Here is an 18595-nt window from a genome sequence, read left to right on the forward strand (position 1 = left end):
TGTCAGAACCTGGCCCGGATCGTCTCCGGTTCGCGGCCCAGGAGGCGGCGCATCACCGGCTCCACCAGGCGGGCGGCGACCGGGCCGAAGACGGCGGTGAGCATCACGTAGGCCGCGGCCAGAGCGGCCAGTTCGGGCACGACGGCTCCCGAGGCCACGGCAAGGCCGGCGATGACGATCGAAAACTCGCCGCGGGCCATGAGGGTGGCGCCGGCCCGGGCCCGGCCAAGCACGCCGACCGCTTGCCGGCGGGCAGCCCACCAGCCGGTGGCCAGTTTCGTGGCACAGGACAGCAGGACCAGGGCTACAGCCCAGCCCAGCACTGGCGGAATGCCCCTCGGGTCCGTGTTCAGGCCGAACACCACGAAGAACATCGCGGCGAACAGGTCGCGCAGCGGTTCCAGCATGTGCTTGGCGTTGTCCGCGGTGGCGCCGGAGATCGCGATGCCCAGCAGGAACGCGCCGACCGCAGCGGAGACCTGTGTCGCGGACGCGAGTCCGGCGATCAGCAGCGCCGCGCCCAGCACGGTGAGCAGGAAGACCTCGTTGTTCGGGCTGTCCACGACCGTGGACACAGTGTGCCCGTATTTCAGTGCGACCAGCAGCACGAGCGTCAGCACCACCAAGGCGATGCCCACCGCCTGCAGCCCGCCCAGGAAACTGGCGCCGGCCAGGACGGTGGTGAGGATCGGCAGGTACACGGCCATGGTTAGATCCTCGAAGACCAGGATGGACAGCACGGCCGGTGTTTCCCGGTTGCCGAGCCGCCCCAGGTCGGTGAGTACTTTGGCGCTGATGCCTGAGGACGATATGTAGGTCACCCCGGCCATGACCAGGGCCCCGACCGGCCCCCAGCCCAGGATGAGCGCCACGAGCGCCCCGGGGACCGTGTTCAGGACAATATCAAGGACGCCGGCCTGCCAGGAGTGCCGCAGGCCGGTCATTAGTTCCTGGCCGGAGTATTCCAGCCCGAGCATGAGCAGCAGCAGGACGACGCCGATTTCGCTGGCGATGTGGCCGAATTCCTCCATGCCGCGCAGTTCGATGAGTCCGCCGTGGCCGAAGAACAGGCCGCCGACCAGATAAAAGGGGATCGGGGACATGCCGATCCGCCCGGCGAGCCTGGCCAGCACCCCGAGCCCGAGGAAGATCGCGCCCAGTTCGGTGAGTGCGAGGGCAGTGGCGGTCACCGGACCTCAGCTGCGGTTGAGGAGCTTGTCGGCCGCGTCGAGGCCTTCGGTCGAGCCGACCGTGATGAGCATGTCGCCGCCGTTCAGGATGAAGTCCGGGCCGGGGGAAGCATGCGTCCTGCCGGCGCGGACAATGGCCACGATCGAGGCGCCTGTCTTGGTCCGCATGCAGGTATCGCCCAGCGGGCGTCCGGCGAAGTGCGAGTCGGGCTCGACTACGAACTGGCGCGTGTTGACGCCTTCGAAGTCGCGATGTTCCTCGGTCAGCTGCGTGACGATCTGGTGGCCGCCCAGCAGGGTACCCAGCGCGGCGGCCTCCTCGCCGGACAGCGGGATCGAGGCGAGGCAGGCGTCGGGATCATCCAGCCGGGAAATAATCAGCTCGGTCCGGCCGTCCCGGTGGCTGACGACGCCGACCCGCCGTCCGTCGCTGATGACCATGTCCTTGCGCATGCCGATGCCGGGAAGCGGTGTCTCGTCGACGTTCATGCTTCAACTTTAAGCCCGTTAGGTGGCCGGGATGACGGCCTTCCGGACGCGGCCGGGAGCCTGCACCGGAAGCAGGACGAGCAGTCCGGCGAGCACCACCAGCAGGATGCCCAGGATGCCGAAACGCTGGGATCCGAAGAGCGCGATGCAGGCGGCGAACAGCCCCGGGGCCAGGAAGCTGACGGCCCTGCCGGTGGTCGCGTACAGACCGAAGAGCTCGCCCTCTTCGCCTTCGGGCGCCAGCCGGGCCAGGTAGGCGCGGGAGGAGGCCTGCGCCGGTCCCACGAACAGGCAGAGCAGCAGGCCGAAGACCCAGAACGTGGTGGCACCTGTCCAGTCCAGGCCCAGGAAGCGGTGCGTCTGCGGCCCCAGTACCAGCACGGCGGTTCCTGCGGCCAGCAGCCCGGCCAGAGCGGCAATGATGACTGCCTTGGGGCCAGCGCGGTCATCCAGCCAGCCTCCGCCGACGGCACCCAGTGCTGCGACGACGTTGCCTGCGATGGCGAAGACGATGACTTCGGCCAGCGAAAAGCCAAAGGTTCCCGCCGCGATGATCCCGCCGAAGGCGAAGACCGCGGCCAGCCCGTCACGGAATACTGCGCTGGCCAGGAGGAAGTAGATGGTGTGCGGGCTGGTCCGGTAGATCGCCTTGATCCGGCGGAACAGCAGCCCGTAGGAGGCGAAAACGCCCAGCTTCGCCGACTTCTGCCGCGGCACTTCAGGGACAAGGAGGAACAACGGAAGGGCGAAAACCGCGAACCACACGGCGCAGAACAGTGCCACCGCGCGGATATTCTGCCCGTCCTCGGAGGTGACGCCGAACCAGCCGACCTCCGGCTGCACGAACCCCACCAGCACCAGTCCCAGCGCCGCGATGCCGCCGACATAGCCCATGGCCCAGCCGAAGCCGCTGATCTTGCCGATGGTCTGCGGGGTGGAGACCTGGGTCAGCATCGCGTTGTAGTTGACGCCGGCGAACTCCGCGAAGATGTTTGCCAGCGTGATGAGGATGACGCCGGCCAGCAGGAATTCCGGCCGCGGGTACACGAAGAAGCACAGGGCGGTGAGTACCACGATGAGGACGCTGTTGATGCCGAGCCAGAGCCGCCGTCTGCCGCCGGCGTCCGAGCGCTGCCCCGTAACCGGGGCCAGCAGCGCGATGACTGCGCCGCCGATCGACAATCCGGCGCCCAGGACCGCCGAGGCACGGTCCTCGCCGCCGAAAGCCTCAGAGGTCAAGTACACGGTGAAGACAAAGGTGCTCATGACAGCGAAGAAGGCCGCTGAGCCCCAGTCCCAGCCGGCCCATGCCAGGACCTGGCGGCCGATCAGCCGCTGAGCCCGGGGCGGAGCGCCCGCCGGTGATCCCCCGGACGAAAGATTGGGGGGCGAAGGATCGGCGGACGGAAGATCGGCGGACGGGGGATTGGCGGACGAATGCTGGGCGTCGCTCATACCGTGAATGCTATACGTCCAAAAGGGCGGAAAATCCCTTGGAGTTGAACAAAAAGTGAATCTGTGGGGGAGCAGGTCCTGCGGTATATGTGCGGCATGGCATATACCCGGGTGCACAATACACCCGAATAACAAGGTTAGAATGGATGACAGGCCCTTGACCGTCCGTCTTCGACAACTCAATCCCGTGAGCTCCCGCAGCCCGTTTGTGAGTCGAAGAGGCAACAGTTCGGAGACCAGTTTTGCTGCTTGTGCTCACCGCTCTTTTCGTGGTGGCTCTTGTAGCGCCTGCATTCTTTCGCCGGATGGGCCGCTCCGCATTCTACGTCCTGGCCGCCGTCGCCGCCGCCTGCTTCGGCTGGCTGCTCTTCCGCTTCAGCGCCTTCACGGCCGCCGACCAAACGCTGGCTTCCGGCGCCCCCAGCGCGCCGCCGTCGGTCATTATCAAATGGATTCCGCAGCTCGGCCTGGAACTGGCGTTCCGGATGGACGCACTGGCTGCTGTCATGAGCCTTCTGGTCCTGGGCGTGGGGGCCCTGGTCCTGTTCTACTGCGCACGCTACTTCAAGGCCGACGATGCGGACCTGGGCGCCTTCGGGGCGCAGTTGCTGGCCTTCGCCGGTGCGATGTTCGGCCTGGTCACCGCAGATGACCTGCTGCTGCTGTTCATCTTCTGGGAACTGACCACAATCCTGTCCTACCTGCTGATCGGCTATGCCCGGCAGCGGCTGTCCGCCCGGCGTTCGGCGCTGCAGGCCCTGGTCGTCACGACCTTCGGCGGCCTGGCCATGCTGGTCGGCATCGTCATGCTCGGGGAGTCGGCCGGCACCTACCGGATCTCGGAGATCCTCGCCGCGGCCCCGGAGCTGCTGGCGCAGGGGGCCGTGGTCGACGTCGCGGTTGTGTTGCTGCTCATCGGCGCGGTGAGCAAATCCGCGCTGGTGCCGTTCCACTTCTGGCTGCCGGCGGCCATGGCCGCCCCGACCCCGGTCAGCGCGTACCTGCACGCTGCGGCGATGGTGAAGGCGGGCGTCTACCTGGTCGCCCGGCTGGCCCCTGGATTCTCGGACTCCGCGTACTGGCAGCCCCTGGTGCTGGTGCTGGGCCTGGGCACCATGCTGCTGGGCGGCTGGCGAGCCCTGCGGGAGTTCGACCTCAAGCTCATCCTGGCCTACGGCACGGTCAGCCAGCTCGGCTTCCTGATCATGGTGGTCGGCCTGGGCGCCCCGGAAGCGGCCCTCGCTGGCCTGGGACTGCTGCTGGCCCACGGCTGCTTCAAGGCCACGCTGTTCCTGGTGGTCGGCATCATTGACCACCAGACCGGGTCCCGCGACATCCGCGAGCTATCCGGGGTCTACCGGCAGGCGCCCGCGCTGGGGGTGATCGCCGTGATTGCCGCCGCCTCGATGGCCGGCGTGCCGCCGCTGCTGGGTTTCGTCGCGAAGGAATCGGTCTACGAGGCGTTCCTCCACCACGCCGAACTGCAGCAGTTCAACCTCGCCTCCAGCGTGCTCTTGGCCGGTGTGGTCATCGGCTCCATGTTCACCTTCGCCTACAGCGCCCGCTTCGTCTGGGGCGGTTTTGCCCGCAAGTCCGGCGTCGCGGACATCGAATTCACCAAGGTGCCGGTGCTGTTCCTGGCCGCGCCGGCGGTCCTCACTGCCGCCTCGATCGTCTTCGGCCTGTGGCCGGATCCGGCGGATGCCGTGATCCAGCCGTACGTGGCACTCTTCGCCCCCGCAGGGGAGACAGCCGACGCCGGCCACCTGGCGCTCTGGCACGGCCTCACGCCCGCGCTGGGCCTAACTGTCCTCACCTTCGCCGTCGGCATCGGGATGTACCTGGGCCGGCGCCGGATCGAACGCGCCCAGGAGAAGCTGGCTCCCCGGTTGGATGCCGCGGATATCTACCGGAATATCATCGGGGTCCTGGACGATGCGGCGGTCTGGGTTACCGGCCGCACCCAGCGTGGCTCGCTGGTCTTCTATCTGTTCGTGATCATTGGCGTCGCTATCCTGACGCCGATCACCGCGGTTTTCCTGCTGGGCAGCCCGCGCCCGCAGGCCTGGCACTGGTTCGACACGCCGGCCCAGGCAATCGCCGGCCTCGGCATCATCCTGGGCGCCTATGCGGCCGTGCGGGCGGACAAGCGCTTCCTGGCAGTGCTGATGGTTAGCGTCACGGGCTACGGCATAGCGCTGATTTTCGCTCTGCACGGCGCCCCAGACCTGGCACTGACCCAGATGCTGGTGGAGACCATCGTGCTGGTGGCCATCGTGCTGGTGCTGCGGGCACTGCCGGCCAGACTGCGGACGCGGGAGTCCGGAAGCAACAAGCTGCTGCGCGCTGCAGTGGCGGCAGCTTTCGGCATCTCGATGATGGTGATCGTCGGCTCCGCGATGGCCTCCCGGGTTGCCGCGCCGATTTCCCTGCAGTTCCCGGAGCTGGCCTATAACGACGGCGGCGGCGCCAACATTGTCAATGTCACCCTGGTGGATATCCGGGCCTGGGATACCTTCGGCGAGATCTCCGTTCTGGCGATTGCCGCGACCGGCGTTTCCAGCCTGATCTTCATCCGCGGGCGCGGGGACAAGCGGCGCCGGGCCGAAGGGGTTGCCAGCGGCACGGTGGACCGCGGCCGCGAAGGACTCCACATGGCCAAACGGGGCACGGCAGCGCTGGCGACGGCCCGCAAGTTCGCCGTCGTGAAGCGGGACGCGTGGCTGGTCGCCGGCCGCACCCTGGCACCCGAACGCCGCTCCATCATCTTCGAGGTCATCACACGGCTGCTGTTCCACTCGGTGATCATCTTCTCCATCTACCTGCTGCTGACCGGCCACAACACGCCGGGCGGCGGATTCGCCGGCGGACTGACGGCCGGGCTGGCGCTCACCATCAGGTACCTGGCCGGCGGCCGGATCGAGTTGGCCGAGGCCAGCCCGGTCAGTGCAGGTGCGCTGCTGGGCACCGGCCTGGGCATCGCCGCGCTGACGGCGCTGGCCCCGGTCTTCCTGGGCGGACAGGTTTTCCAGAGCGCCATCATCGAAGCCACCGTGCCGGTCTTCGGGCACATCAAGTTCGTTACCGCCACCATCTTCGACATCGGGGTCTACCTGGTCGTCGTCGGACTGGTCCTGGATGTCCTGCGCAGCCTGGGGGCGGAAATCGACGAACGGACGGAAGAAGGGGCGGAATCGGATAAGTCCCGGCGGGCCCACCGGGCGGAAGCGCCCTTGGACGAGGGAGTTGCCCGATGAGCGTCAACATTACGCTGCTGGTGGTCATGGGCGTGCTCTTCGCCGCCGGAATCTACCTGCTGCTGGAACGCAGCCTGACCCGGGTCATGCTGGGACTGATGATGCTGACCAACGCAGCCAACGTGCTGCTGCTGCTCACCGGCGGATTCGCCGGCCGCTCGCCGCTCTATGCGGCAGGCGTCGGAGCCGAGGAGTACAGCGATCCGCTGCCGCAGGCCCTGATCCTCACCTCGATCGTCATCGGGTTCGCGGTCACTGCCTTCCTGCTGGGCATCATTTACCGGTCGTGGGTGCTGGGCCGCAAGGACGTGGTGCAGGATGACATCGAAGACCGCAGGGTCGCAAGCCAAAGCAGCTTCGATGCCGAGGACGACGCGCCGATGCCCGTCGACACGACCGAATTCACGCCCGCTGAAGCGGCGGATGAGGCAGCCGGTTCCCAGAACGAACGCAGGATCCATGATTCGAGGAGGGCACAATGACGACCGGTTTCGACATCGCCAGCCTCAACGTGTCCAGCCTCGCTCCGCTTGCCGTCGTCTTTCCGTTCCTCGGCGCGGCTCTCGCCTTCCTGCTCATTCGGCACCCGGTCGCGCAGCGGTGGGTCAGCATCGGCGCGGTGTCCCTTACGCTGCTGCTCGAGTGCCTGCTGCTGGTCAATGCTTGGAACAGCGGCACCCAAGCCGTCTTCATCGGCAACTGGATTCCACCCTTTGGCATCACGATGGTGGTGGACCAGTTCTCCACGTTGATGCTCGTGGTGTCCTCCACGGTCAGCCTTGCGGTCCTGATCTACGCCGTCGGCCAGGGCCTGGCGGACGGGGATGAGGAAGGGCCCATCTCCATCTTCCACCCGACGTTCCTCATCCTGATCGCCGGCGTCTCCAATGCCTTCCTGACCGGGGACCTGTTCAACCTCTACGTCGGCTTCGAGATCCTGCTGACCGCCAGCTACGTACTGATGACCCTCGGCGGCACCACACCGCGCATCCGCGCCGGGGTGACCTACGTCGTCGTCAGTGTTGTTTCCTCGCTGCTGTTCCTGATCACGATCGCCATGATCTATGCAGCTACGGGCACCGTGAACATGGCCGATCTTGCGGTGAAGCTCGCGGAGCTGGATCCGGCCACCAATATGGTCCTGCACCTCATGCTGGTGGTGGCGTTCGGCATCAAGGCTGCGATCTTCCCGCTGTCCTTCTGGCTGCCGGACTCCTACCCGACCGCGCCCGCGCCGGTTACCGCGGTGTTCGCCGGCCTGCTGACCAAGGTGGGCGTCTACGCGCTGGTGCGAACGGAGACCCTGCTGTTTCCCGGAGACCGTATCAACAACATCCTGATGACGGTGGCGCTGCTGACCATGGTGGTCGGCATCCTCGGCGCCATTGCACAGGCGGACATCAAACGTATGCTCTCCTTCACCCTGGTCAGCCACATCGGCTATATGGTGTTCGGGCTGGCGATGTCCTCCCAAGTGGGCCTTGCCGCCACCGTGTACTACGTGGCGCACCATATCGTGATCCAGACCAGCCTGTTCCTGGTCACAGGCCTGATCGAGCGGCGCGGCGGCACATCGAATATGGACCGGCTGGCGGGCCTGGCCAAGATTTCGCCGCTGCTTGCCATCCTGTTCTTCATTCCCGGGATGAACCTGGGCGGAATTCCGCCGTTCTCGGGGTTCCTGGGCAAGGTGGGGCTGCTGCAGGCCGGCGTGGAGTTAGCCACTCCGCTGTCCTACACCCTGGTGGCCGGTTCCGTCCTCACGAGCCTGCTGACCCTGCTGGCCATTGCCCGGGTGTGGAACCGCGCCTTCTGGCGCCGGCCGGAGGACGCGGAGCAGCCGGACCCGATCCTGCTTGCCGCGAAGGAGGACGGCTCCGCGATCAGGACGTCACAGGGAGTCATGGGGCGTTCCACGGGCAGGTACGCTGGCCGGTCCGCGGTGCATGTGCTGCCGCGGACTATGGTGGGTCCCACCATCGGACTGGTTGTGTTCGGCGTCGCGCTGACGGTCTTTGCCGGCCCGCTCTTCCGGCTCAGCGAAATGGCCGCCGAGGAGATGCTGGCGCAGACGCCTTACATCGAGGCGGTCCTGGGTGTGGGTGCGGCGGAGGGCACGGCGGTGCCGGCCCTGGCACAGCCGGAGGTAGGACCATGAGCCGGCGCCGGACGACGCTGAAGAAGGAACTGCCGCTGATCGTCTGGCTGGTGGTGGTCTGGGGGGCTCTGTGGCGCGACTTCAGCGCGGGCAACCTGATCTTCGGCGCGCTGATCGCCCTGGGCGTGGTGAATCTGTTCTACCTGCCGCCGGTGGACCTGAGCGGTCGGTTCAATATCTTCCACGCGGTCCGCTTTGCCGGGTACTTCCTGTTCCAGTTGGTCCAGGCCAGTATCGAGGTGTTGTGGCTGGCGGTACGCCGCGGCCCGGAAATCAGGAACGCGGTGGTGGCAGTCCAACTGAGGACACGTTCGGACCTGATCGTCACCGCCGTCGGACATACCCTGTCGCTGATTCCCGGCTCACTGGTGGTGGATGTCGACAGGTCTACGTCAACGCTCTATGTCCACGCCCTCAATGTCTCCAGCGCCCAGGATGCGGCGGATATCCGTGCCGAGATACGGGCATCGGAAGCCCGGCTCATCCGGGTGATGGGCACCAGGGAGGAACTGGAACTGCTGAAAACCGAGGAGAACCTGGACCGGCAACTGACCCCCGCCGGGAGACCCGGAACCGGAAAGCCCGGAAGGAAGAGGCACAACGCATGATGGGCATCGTCCTGATCGTGGTCACGGTCATACTTTCCCTGGCGGCCGTCGGCACCATTTTCCGGATCGCCAAGGGACCGTCCCTGCTGGACCGGGTGGTGGCCGTTGATGTGCTGCTGTCCATCGTCGTTGCCTCCCTGGCCGTGGACATGGCTGTCCGACGGCATCTGGACAATCTGTATCTGCTGGTGGCGCTGAGCTTCGTCGGATTCATCGGTTCCGTCGCGGTGGCCCGCTTTGTCAGGGACAGGCGGACCCATGAACACTGAGACCATCGAGTTCGTGATCGACGCCGTGACGGCGGTGCTGCTGGTCTGCGGCACCCTCCTGTCGCTGGCGGCGGCGATCGGCCTGTGGCGCTTCCCCGACTTGCTCAGCCGAATGCATGCAGCGACCAAGCCCCAGGTGGTGGGCCTGCTGCTGCTTCTGCTGGCTATCGCGGTCCAGATGCGAAGCTGGGCACTGGTGCCTGTGCTCATTCTGGCCTGGCTCTTCCAGCTCCTCACGGTTCCGGTCTCGGCGCATATGGTGGGCCGTGCGGGCTACCGCACCAAGCATCTGCGCAAGGAAACCCTCAGCATCGATGAGCTGGAGGAAGTCGTGGAGCGGGCGGCGCGCCAGCAGGAAGCGGACGCCAGGGCACGCGGAGAACGACGGTAGCGCGCCGCCCGGCGGCCTAAACCTCGTCGCGCGTATGCGTGTACTTCGCGATCGCGCGCTGCGCCGTCCGGCCGGCAATCAGCTGAATCACGGTGGCGACGAAGGTAGTCAGCATGGCCCACAACATGGCCTGCTTCCACGTGTGTTCCAGATCGTCCGTGGACTTTGGGGGCTTGTGCCCTGTCTTCTTTTCCCACGCCTTCGAAATGGCCTTGTTGGCAAGGAAGGCGGCACCCATGCTGATCCCTGTCCCCAATAGCTTGATGATCACGTTCATTGTGGCTCCCCTCGGTCGTTGGTCCAGCGGCATTCCCGCCTTCGGCCGTCTGTCCAAGCCTAGCGCCCGAGGGACCCGCCCCGGGTGCAGCGAGTGGTGGGAGGGCGCGTCGGCGCTAGCTGTGCCTGGCCATCACGTTGGTAGCGGTCGGCTGACGGGTGGGTGGCCGGGCGCCGCAGTGTAGGATGGAGAACGCATTACCAACGACAGGGGAGCGCCGCCTCGGATGCCTGATGGCATCGAAGTGGGCGCTGAGAGTGCGGACCACCGCAGACCCTCGAACCTGCTCCGGTTAGTACCGGCGAAGGGAGTCGAGTTCTCTCAGGTGCCGGCGTGCGCCGGACACCTTCCCCTCCTGAACCTCAGGAGGATAATCCTATGAGCACTGCGAACGCAGTCAGCAAGAAGCCCGTCTACACGTGGCGCGTGGCCGATATCGTCGTGGCCTCCGTTGTGGCCGTCGCCGTCGGCGTCATTTTCTGGGGCTGGTCCACCGGTTACGCCGGGATCTCCGCGGTCACCATCGCCTTCCCGCCCCTCGGGGGACTGTACGGGGGCGGCTGGCTGATCGCCGGCGTCATCGGCGGCCTGATCATCCGCAAGCCGGGCGCCGCCCTGTACTGCGAACTGCTGGCGGCCATCATCGAGGGCTTCCTTGGCACCCACTTCGGCTGGACCGTCGTCATCTCGGGCCTGGTCCAGGGCATGGCGGCCGAACTGGTGTTCGCGGCCTTCCGCTACCGCCGCTGGACCCTGCCGGCGGCCCTGCTGGCCGGCGCCCTGGCCGGCGTCGTCATGGGCACCACCGAAAACCTGCTGTACAACGTGGAATGGGCGGCGCAGTGGAAGCTGGTCTACGTGGTCTTCACGACCATCTCCGGTGCGGTTATCGCCGGGCTGCTGTCCTGGCTCGCGGTGCGGGCACTGGGCCGGACCGGTGTGCTCTCCGGCCTGGCCTCCCGCAAGGCCGCGTCCGAACCGGTCCTCTAATTGGCGTACACAGTGACAGCGGGCCGACTGCAGCGGGCCGCAGCGGCCGGCGTCCGGCCGGCTGCCATCACAGCCTCCGGCTGGGGCTGGCAGCATGCCGGCCGCGGTACGCGTGCCGTCCATGACCTGGACCTGAGTATCGAACCCGGCGAACGCGTGCTGCTCCTCGGCCCGTCAGGGGCGGGAAAATCCACCCTCCTGCACGGCATTGCGGGCGTGCTGGGCGAGGACGAGGACAGCACCGAATCCGGCCGGCTGCTGGTCGACGGTGCGCCGGCCGCAGGGCAGCGTGGCCGTGTGGGGCTGATGCAGCAGGACCCGGAAACCCAGGTGGTGCTGTCCCGGATCGGCGACGACGTCGCCTTCGGCGCGGAGAACCTGTCCGTGCCGCGGGATGAGATCTGGCGCCGCGTGGGCGAGTCGCTCGAGGCGGTGGGCCTGGACCTGCCGCTGGACCACCCGACGTCGTCCCTGTCCGGCGGGCAGAAGCAGCGCCTGGCGCTGGCCGGGATCCTGGCCATGCGGCCGGGCGCCCTGCTGCTGGACGAGCCGACGGCGAACCTGGACCCGGCCGGCGTGCTGGAAGTGCGTGACGCCGTTGTGCGCACCCTCGATGCCACCGGTGCCACGCTGGTGGTGGTGGAGCACCGGGTGGCGGTGTGGGCCGACGTCGTGGACCGCGTTGTGGTGCTCGCCCCCGGCGGCGGGGTGCTGGCGGACGGTGCGCCGCAGGAAGTGCTTACCCGGGCGCGCAGCATGCTGACCGCCGCCGGCGTGTGGGTGCCGGGCTACGTTCCCGCAGTGCGGCCGCGGGCCGCGGTCCCGGCGCACCCGCCGGTCTTGCTGTCCGCACGGGACCTGGGCGTGTCCCGGGAACCGGTACGACGGCGGCACCCGGCCAGGCTGACCGCGTCCGGCATCGACGTGGACGTCAGGCAGGGCGAGGTGCTGAGCGTGACCGGTCCGAACGGGGCCGGCAAATCCACCTTCGCGCTCACACTGGGCGGTCTGCTGGCCGTCCACGAAGGGACCGTAGCAGCGGGGGAGGTTCTACGCCGGGATATGGGCGTGGGCCCGGACCCGTTCGAATGGAGCTCGGCCGAGCTGATTCGCCGGATCGGCACGGTGTTCCAGGAACCGGAACACCAGTTCGTCACCCACCGGGTCCGCGACGAGCTCGCCTTCGGCCCGCGGCAGCTGGCCAGGGCGCGGCAGTCGGCCAGGCCTCGGCGGCCGAAGGAGCAGCCGGCCGGGGACGGATACGTGGAGACCCGCATCGACGAGCTGCTCGAGCGGCTGCGGCTGAGCCAGCTGGCCGACGCCAATCCGTTCACGCTCTCCGGCGGGGAAAAACGCCGGCTGTCCGTGGCCACGGTGCTGGCTGCGAGCCCGGCAGTGCTGGTGCTGGACGAGCCGACCTTCGGCCAGGATGCGAATACCTGGGCGGAACTGGCATCGTTGCTGTCCGAGCTGCTGGACGCGGGCACCGCCGTCGTCTCCGTCACCCACGACGCCGAATTCACCGCGGCGCTGGGCGGGAACCGGCTGCGGCTGGGACCCGCGCAGGCGGCACCCGCCAATGGGGGCCGGCCCACTGGAGGACAGCCCAATGGAGGACGGCCATGAGCACCGCCGCGGAACCCTACGCTTCCACAGTCAAGCGCGGCGGCGCGGTGCTCGCCCGGGCCAATCCCGTGGCCAAGCTGGCTGCGGCTTTCGCCATCACCATCGCCATGGTGCTGACGGTGGACTGGGTCTCCGCCGGCGTCGCGCTGGTTGCGGAGCTGGCCATTCTGCCGCTGACGGGACTGACCTACGGCCGGCTGCTGCGCCGCGGCTGGCCGATCCTCGCGGCGGCGCTGCTGGGTGGCTACAGCACGGCGCTGCTGGCCGAGGACAGCGGGGCCACCGTGCTGGACCTGGGCTTCGCCGTTTTCAGTGAAGGCTCGCTGGCCTCCGGCCTGGCGATCATGCTGCGCGGCCTGGCGATCGCGCTGCCCGGGGTCATGGTGCTGGCCTGCACCGATCCCACCGACCTGGCGGACGGCCTGGCACAGAAACTGAAGCTTCCGCACCGCTTTGTCCTCGGCGCGCTGGCTGCGATGCGGCTGGTGGGGCTGCTGATGGAGGAATGGCGGACCCTCGGCATGGCGCGCCGGGCCCGCGGCGCCGGCTCGCACGGCGGACGGTGGGGACGGTTCCTGGCCCAGCTGGGGCAGGGGCTGGCGCTGCTGGTGCAGGCGATCCGGCGCGCCACCCGTCTGGCCGTCACCATGGAGGCCCGCGGCTTCGGCGGCCGCCACCGGACCTGGGCGCGGCCGAGCATCTACTCCGGCATCGACGCCTGGGTATACCTGGCCGGCGTCGTCATTGCTGTGGGATCCGTCGGTGCCGCGATGGCGGCCGGTACCTGGAATCCCATCTGGCAATAGCGGCCCGCCGCCGCCCAGGCGCTGGCTCCGCTGTACGCGCACGAATACGCGCGTATTCGTGCGTGAACTGCGAGAGTGAACCGGGGTAAAGGGGCAGGGGGGGCGTCAGCCGCCGTTGCGTGAACCCTGGGCGTAGAGTTCGGCCAGCTCCGCAGTCAGCTGCCGGAACAGTTCCGGCGACTTTCCGATCCGCTGCCCGTCGATGTGGTTGACCGGAGCCAGCATGCGGATGCTCGAAATCAGCCACACCCCGTCCGCCTCGAGCAGGTCGTGCGGTTCCAGCGGGCCGTAGCCCAGCTGCCAGCCGGCCTTCTCCGCGGCGGCGAACAGCGCGCCCTGGGAAGTTCCGGGCAGGATACCGCTCTGCAGCAGCGGGGTGACCAGCGTCTTGACCCCGTCGCGGACCGTGGCCATGAGGACCGTGGAGGTCGGTCCTTCGAGGACCTTGCCGTCGGAGCTGGTGAAGATCACTTCCTCGGCGCCGTGCAGCCTGGCGTAGCGCAGCGCCGCCATGTTGACCGCATAGGAGAGGGTCTTGGCGCCCAGCAGCAGCCAGGGCGCACGGTCCGCCAGCGTGCTGTCATAGCCGCGGTCCAGGAAGATTGCATCGACGCCGTTCTCGCGCTGCTGCCTGCTTGAGGCCGCCGGCAGCGAGACCTGCACCCAGGCGGTCGGCTGGCCGCCCTCGTCGCCGCGGGTGGCAATCAGCTTGACCACGGCCTCCGGGGCACCCGGCTGGTCGTGCGTGCGGAACTCGGTGACCGCCGTCGCAATGGCCCGCCGCCAGGCATCCTCGGCCGGCAGCTTCAGGTCCAGCGCCATGGCGGAGGAATGGAGACGGTTCAGGTGCGCCTGCAGCTTCAGCGGTTCGCCGTCGATCGCCAGCATGGATTCGAAGACACCGTCGCCGCGGGTGACGCCCTGGTCCGTGGCCATCAGCTGGGGCTGGCCGGCGTCTGCGAGGCGGCCGCCGTCGAACGCCGGATCGAGGAAAACCAAAACTGTCATGCCATCAGCTTAGTGCGGCCGGCAGGTCAGACCGGCGAACCCTGTTTGCCCACGATGCCCGAGCCCAGGAAGCGGTTGAGGCCCGGAATCCTCATGGCGCGGATGGCCGTGCGGCGAAGGAGGCCCTGCCACGGTGTCTGCGGCACGAACCACTGCGCGGCCCGGCGCCCGGCCGCCTGGTGGGATTCCACGCGCGGGCGCCACCGCGCCTCGAACGCCGCGAGGGCGGACGGGATGTCGACGCCGGCGGGCCGGCTGTCGGCGACGGGCCGTGCCCGGTCCAGTTCCTCCGCCAGCACGTACGCTCCGGCCATCGCCAGCGATGCCCCCTGGCCGGCCAGCAGGGAAACCGCTCCGGCAGCATCGCCCAGCAGGACGACCCGGCCACGGTGCCACTGGGGCATGACGATCTGCGCCACTTGGTCGTAGTAAAGGTCATGTCCGCAGTGCTGCAGTGCCCGCGGCGCCAGCCAGCCGAACCGCCCGTAGCGAGTCCGCAGCGTCACGCAGGGATCCGGCGGACATGCCGGATCCTCCGTGCGGTGCACGGCGAACAGCGCCACCCGGCCGTCCCGCAGGCCGTAGAAACCCAGTGCTTCGCCCAGCGTGTCCGTCAGGGCGTAACCGGAGCCCAGTTCGCGCAGCGCGGCCGCGTCCCGGTAGGACCAGGCGGCGATGTGGTAGCCCAGATAGCGGAAATAGTCCTGCTCCGGGTCGAACACCAGGGCACGCAGCCCGGAGTTGATTCCGTCGGCACCGATCAGCAGGTCCGCGGTCATTGTGGACCGGTCCGTCACGGTCCGGCCGTCGTCAAGCCTCCTGCGGCGGCTGAGCCGGACGGTCACGCCGTCGTCGGCATCCTCGACGGCGGTGACGGTGGAGGAGAAGTGGATCGGCACCGAGTCCGGCAGCATGTCCCGGATCGCCGATTTCAGATCCGGACGCAGCAGGCTGACGAACTCCCCGTTGGCGGCAGTGGGAAAATCCGCCAGGTCCAGCCGCGCCCGGGTGCGCCCGGCGGCATCAACGTACCGGGCCTCCGGCACGTGGTAGCCCACCTCCTGCAGCCGCGGAAGGATGCCCATCGCCCGCGCCGCCTCCCAGCCCGGACCGAAGAAATCGATCATGTACCCCTCGGGGCGGGGGCCGGCTGTGCGCTCGACGACGGTGGCATCCCAGCCGCGCTCGGTCAGGAACCTGGCGGCCGAGAGCCCGGCGATTCCGGCGCCGCTGATGATGGCGTGCATGCCCCGCTCCTTTCCCTTAGTGCTGCTTGCCTTAGTGCTACGCCCGGTTGCTGCGCAGGACGGCCTCCGGGGGCAGGACGGCCTCCGCGGGCAGGACGGCCTCCGCGGACCGGACGGCCGGCTCCGGAAAGACAGCGCCCAGTGCCGAAAGCACGCCGAAGGCCTTCGTCCGGATTTCGTCCCACTCCTCGTCCGGGACCGAGTCCGACGTGATGGCCCCGCCGATCCCCAGGGCAAGGTTCTGGCCGGCCGCGTGCCCCGGGCAATGCGGACCGGAGCCGGAGTCCAGCACCAGCGTACGGATGGCCACTGACAGGTCGGTCGCCCCGGTGCGGGAGAAGTAGCCGATGGCGCCCGAATACACTCCGCGGGGTCCCGCCTCGAGCCGGTCCAGGATGTTCATGCTGCTGATCTTGGGGGCGCCGGTCATGGAACCGGCCGGGAAAGCCGCCGCCACCGCCTCCGCGCGGGAGGCGTCCGGCCGGAGCCGGGCATCGATGGTGCTGACCATCTGGTGCACGGTGGCATAGCTTTCGATTGCGCACAGCCGGCTAACGGTCACCGAACCCGGCACGGCCGCGTGGGAGAGGTCGTTGCGCAGCAGGTCCACGATCATGATGTTCTCCGCCCGGTCCTTGGGCGAGGTCTCCAGGTCCTGCCGCAGCGCTTCGTCCAACCGCGGATCCGCTTCCCGCCGCCGCGTTCCCTTGATCGGTTCGGCCCGCATGGCTCCCGCGGCGTTGATCCGCAGCAGACGCTCCGGCGACGTGCTGGCCACGGCCAGGCCGTCGAACCTCAGATAGGAGGCAAACGGCGCAGGATTACGACGCCGGAGGGCCAGGTAGGTGCCCAGGGGATCCAAGGGCGCGGGGACGGCGGCCTCGAGCGTAGTGGTCAGGCAGATTTCGTAGGAGTTGCCGTCGCGGATCTGCTCCTGGGCCTGGCGGATCTTGCGCTTGTAGGCCGGTTCGTCGTCTCGGCTGGCGAATACCGGCACCGCCGTGCCGGGGGCGGCCGGCGGCTGCGGAGCTGCCGGCCCAAGTTCAAGCACGGTCCGCCTGGTCCGGCGGAGCCACTCCGCAGCCTCGTTGTCGGCCGCCGCGTTCCCAGGAGCCGGGCCGTCCGCGGCCCGGGCCAGGGCTATCAGGTAGAGGCACCGCTGCCGATGGTCGACGATGACGCAGCGGCCCGGGTGCAGGAGGATGGCATCGGGATACGCGGATTGGATGTCGCTGCCACCGGTTTCCCGCTTGAGTTCATACCCCAGGTAGCCGATCCAGCCGGGGATGAATTCGCATGGTCCGGGACCGGGGGCCGGCGCCGTCTCTTGCTCCCAGGCGGAGTCCAGCCAGCGGAAGAAGGGGGTCCGGATGCGTGCGGTGACGCTGCCGCAGCGGACCTCCGTTTTACCCGTGCGGTGCACTGCCAGCCGGCTGTAGCTGCCGCCGTCGTCCGCCATGATACTGAATCGGTTCCGGTCCGGCGCCCCGGCCCCCGCACTGGAACTGTCCAGCCAGACCGCACGGGGCGAGTTCGCGTAGAGGGCCTCGAACAGGACCTCCGGATCCGGGCAGACGTCCACCCGCTCAATCACCGGAACCAGCGCCCGGTTGCGGTGCCGTTCGGCGGCGAGCAAAGAATCGAGCACCGGGAGCGTGGTCAGCGCGTGCAGCACACCGGCGGGCGCAGCCGGCCCCTGGTGTCCGTCGACCAGGATGTCGGCGGCGGCGGCGACGTCGTCGTCCGCCAGCCACGCGGCTTCCTGCCCGGCCCACAGTCCCCAGTAGGGCAGGTAGGTGTCGCCGTCGCGTTCCAGTGCGCGCATCCGCCGCTGATCCTCGGCGGCCTCCACCCAGACGACGACGTCGAGCAGTCCGCGCGCTGCAGCGCAGGCCGCACCGACGCCTTCTACAACGACGATCTCCGCCGGTTCCGTCGTACGCTTGCCACCGTCCGTTTGGTGGATCCAGTCCCACGCGGTCCAGTCGGCGGGCCGCCCCTCGCGCAGCGGTTCGAGCACCGTTTCCACGTAGCGCTGCTGGCCGGCGACCAGGCCTTCCCAGCCCGGGTAGATCTCCTCCAGGTGGAACAGGCTCACGCTGTGGTGCGCGCGCAGCAGGGTTGCCAGTTCCACCGCCAGCGTCGTCTTGCCGGCGCCCGACCGTCCGTCGACGGCGATGATGGCCGGCCCGCGCTGGCCTGCCGATTCCGCCCTAGCGGTCACCCGAAGCCGTATCCGCGCCGTCGGTTCCGTTCTCTTTCCGTTCCCGGAGCCGGCTGTCCAGCTGCTGGCGCACGTAGGCAACAATGCCGTCCACGGCCGGGTGCATCAGCTCCCAGCTGGCATTGAAATCCGCGGCATCGCCGAACCAGGGGTCATAGATGCCCAGCTCTTCGACAGGCCGGCCGGCGGAGGCCGGATCGAACTCGCGCAGCAGATGGACCTTGCTGCGGGCGTCCGGGTCCGGAGCGTCCCGGCGCAGCTGTTCGTAGTGGTCCAGATCCAGGGCGAGGATCAGGTCGCGCTCGCGGTACCAGCCGGGCTCGAACTGCCGGGCCCGGTGGTTCGTGCTGGTGATGCCGTGGAGGCCGAGTTTGTTGGCAGCCCGTTCGTCGATCGGCCGGCCCACTTCCCAGCTGGTGGTGCCCGCGGAGTCCACGACGACGTCGTCCGCCAGCCCGGCGTCGTTGAACGCATGGGTGAGCAAAAGTTCGGCCATGGGGGACCGGCAGATGTTGCCCGTGCAGACGGTGATGATCCGGAATGGTGATGACATGGATTTAGTGTACGGGCGCCGGGACATTTGGGGCAGGTCCTGCGCCG

Annotated in this window: 17 protein-coding genes and 1 riboswitch; of the genes, 9 read left to right on the top strand and 8 right to left on the bottom strand. The window is 68.3% G+C overall.

Annotated elements, in window-relative coordinates; translation table 11 throughout:
- Positions 1 to 2 precede the first annotated feature (2 nt).
- From AC5RWU_RS01110 to AC5RWU_RS01120, 3 genes are read right to left on the bottom strand one after another with little or no spacing between them, the layout of a single operon-like run.
- Positions 3 to 1190: a cation:proton antiporter gene (locus AC5RWU_RS01110; RefSeq protein ID WP_494029028.1), complete on the bottom strand. Its 1188-nt coding sequence runs from the start codon at positions 1188 to 1190 to the stop codon at positions 3 to 5.
- 6 nt (positions 1191 to 1196) lie between these two features.
- Positions 1197 to 1679, bottom strand: a complete 483-nt coding sequence (locus tag AC5RWU_RS01115) for a cation:proton antiporter regulatory subunit (protein WP_494029029.1) — start codon at positions 1677 to 1679, stop codon at positions 1197 to 1199.
- Positions 1680 to 1697: 18 nt separating this feature from the next.
- On the bottom strand, positions 1698 to 3134 hold the full coding sequence (locus tag AC5RWU_RS01120) for an MFS transporter (protein WP_494029030.1): 1437 nt from the start codon (positions 3132 to 3134) through the stop codon (positions 1698 to 1700).
- Between the two features lie 242 nt (positions 3135 to 3376).
- Between AC5RWU_RS01120 and AC5RWU_RS01125 the strand changes: the two genes are divergently transcribed.
- The 6 genes from AC5RWU_RS01125 to mnhG are packed head-to-tail and all read left to right on the top strand — an operon-like array spanning position 3377 to position 9817.
- A complete protein-coding gene (locus AC5RWU_RS01125; protein ID WP_494029031.1) occupies positions 3377 to 6391 on the top strand; it encodes a Na+/H+ antiporter subunit A in 3015 nt (1004 codons plus the stop codon).
- The gene (locus AC5RWU_RS01130) at positions 6388 to 6873 is read left to right on the top strand and encodes a Na(+)/H(+) antiporter subunit C (protein ID WP_494029032.1); all 486 of its coding nucleotides are present in this window, start codon (positions 6388 to 6390) and stop codon (positions 6871 to 6873) included. The genes AC5RWU_RS01125 and AC5RWU_RS01130 overlap by 4 nt, the downstream gene beginning before the upstream one ends.
- Positions 6870 to 8549, top strand: a complete 1680-nt coding sequence (locus AC5RWU_RS01135) for a Na+/H+ antiporter subunit D (protein WP_494029033.1) — start codon at positions 6870 to 6872, stop codon at positions 8547 to 8549. The genes AC5RWU_RS01130 and AC5RWU_RS01135 overlap by 4 nt, the downstream gene beginning before the upstream one ends.
- Positions 8546 to 9157 carry a Na+/H+ antiporter subunit E gene (locus tag AC5RWU_RS01140; protein WP_494029034.1) on the top strand — a complete coding sequence of 204 codons (612 nt, stop codon included), beginning with the start codon at positions 8546 to 8548 and terminating at the stop codon, positions 9155 to 9157. The genes AC5RWU_RS01135 and AC5RWU_RS01140 overlap by 4 nt, the downstream gene beginning before the upstream one ends.
- Entirely contained in the window at positions 9154 to 9426 is a 273-nt protein-coding gene (locus tag AC5RWU_RS01145) for an MrpF/PhaF family protein (protein ID WP_494029035.1), read from the top strand. Before AC5RWU_RS01140 ends, AC5RWU_RS01145 begins: the two co-directional genes overlap by 4 nt.
- Complete coding sequence (mnhG, locus tag AC5RWU_RS01150) at positions 9416 to 9817, top strand: monovalent cation/H(+) antiporter subunit G (RefSeq protein WP_494029036.1); 402 nt, start codon at positions 9416 to 9418, stop codon at positions 9815 to 9817. The genes AC5RWU_RS01145 and mnhG overlap by 11 nt, the downstream gene beginning before the upstream one ends.
- 16 nt (positions 9818 to 9833) lie before the next feature.
- On the opposite strand, the gene AC5RWU_RS01155 is transcribed toward mnhG, so the two are convergent.
- Entirely contained in the window at positions 9834 to 10094 is a 261-nt protein-coding gene (locus AC5RWU_RS01155) for a DUF4235 domain-containing protein (RefSeq protein WP_494029037.1), read from the bottom strand.
- A 198-nt stretch (positions 10095 to 10292) separates the two neighbouring features.
- A riboswitch (TPP riboswitch) is annotated at positions 10293 to 10421 on the top strand.
- Positions 10422 to 10472: 51 nt separating this feature from the next.
- Here AC5RWU_RS01155 and AC5RWU_RS01160 point away from each other — a divergent pair.
- The 3 genes from AC5RWU_RS01160 to AC5RWU_RS01170 are packed head-to-tail and all read left to right on the top strand — an operon-like array spanning position 10473 to position 13516.
- Positions 10473 to 11084, top strand: coding sequence for an ECF transporter S component (locus AC5RWU_RS01160; RefSeq protein ID WP_494029038.1), 612 nt, complete (start codon positions 10473 to 10475; stop codon positions 11082 to 11084).
- Between the two features lie 12 nt (positions 11085 to 11096).
- Positions 11097 to 12710, top strand: a complete 1614-nt coding sequence (locus AC5RWU_RS01165) for an ABC transporter ATP-binding protein (protein WP_494029039.1) — start codon at positions 11097 to 11099, stop codon at positions 12708 to 12710.
- The gene (locus tag AC5RWU_RS01170; RefSeq protein WP_494029040.1) at positions 12707 to 13516 is read left to right on the top strand and encodes an energy-coupling factor transporter transmembrane component T family protein; all 810 of its coding nucleotides are present in this window, start codon (positions 12707 to 12709) and stop codon (positions 13514 to 13516) included. The genes AC5RWU_RS01165 and AC5RWU_RS01170 overlap by 4 nt, the downstream gene beginning before the upstream one ends.
- Positions 13517 to 13621: 105 nt before the next feature.
- Here the strand turns inward: AC5RWU_RS01170 and AC5RWU_RS01175 are convergent, their stop codons facing one another.
- From AC5RWU_RS01175 to AC5RWU_RS01190, 4 genes are read right to left on the bottom strand one after another with little or no spacing between them, the layout of a single operon-like run.
- Positions 13622 to 14524, bottom strand: a complete 903-nt coding sequence (locus AC5RWU_RS01175; protein WP_494029041.1) for an aminodeoxychorismate lyase — start codon at positions 14522 to 14524, stop codon at positions 13622 to 13624.
- Positions 14525 to 14550: 26 nt separating this feature from the next.
- Entirely contained in the window at positions 14551 to 15771 is a 1221-nt protein-coding gene (locus AC5RWU_RS01180) for an FAD-dependent monooxygenase (RefSeq protein WP_494029042.1), read from the bottom strand.
- A 37-nt stretch (positions 15772 to 15808) separates the two neighbouring features.
- Entirely contained in the window at positions 15809 to 17995 is a 2187-nt protein-coding gene (locus tag AC5RWU_RS01185; RefSeq protein WP_494029043.1) for a chorismate-binding protein, read from the bottom strand.
- Positions 17985 to 18548, bottom strand: coding sequence for a low molecular weight protein-tyrosine-phosphatase (locus tag AC5RWU_RS01190; RefSeq protein ID WP_494029044.1), 564 nt, complete (start codon positions 18546 to 18548; stop codon positions 17985 to 17987). The genes AC5RWU_RS01185 and AC5RWU_RS01190 overlap by 11 nt, the downstream gene beginning before the upstream one ends.
- Positions 18549 to 18595 lie beyond the last annotated feature (47 nt).

Source organism: Arthrobacter sp. B0427-1-12 (assembly GCF_059092905.1).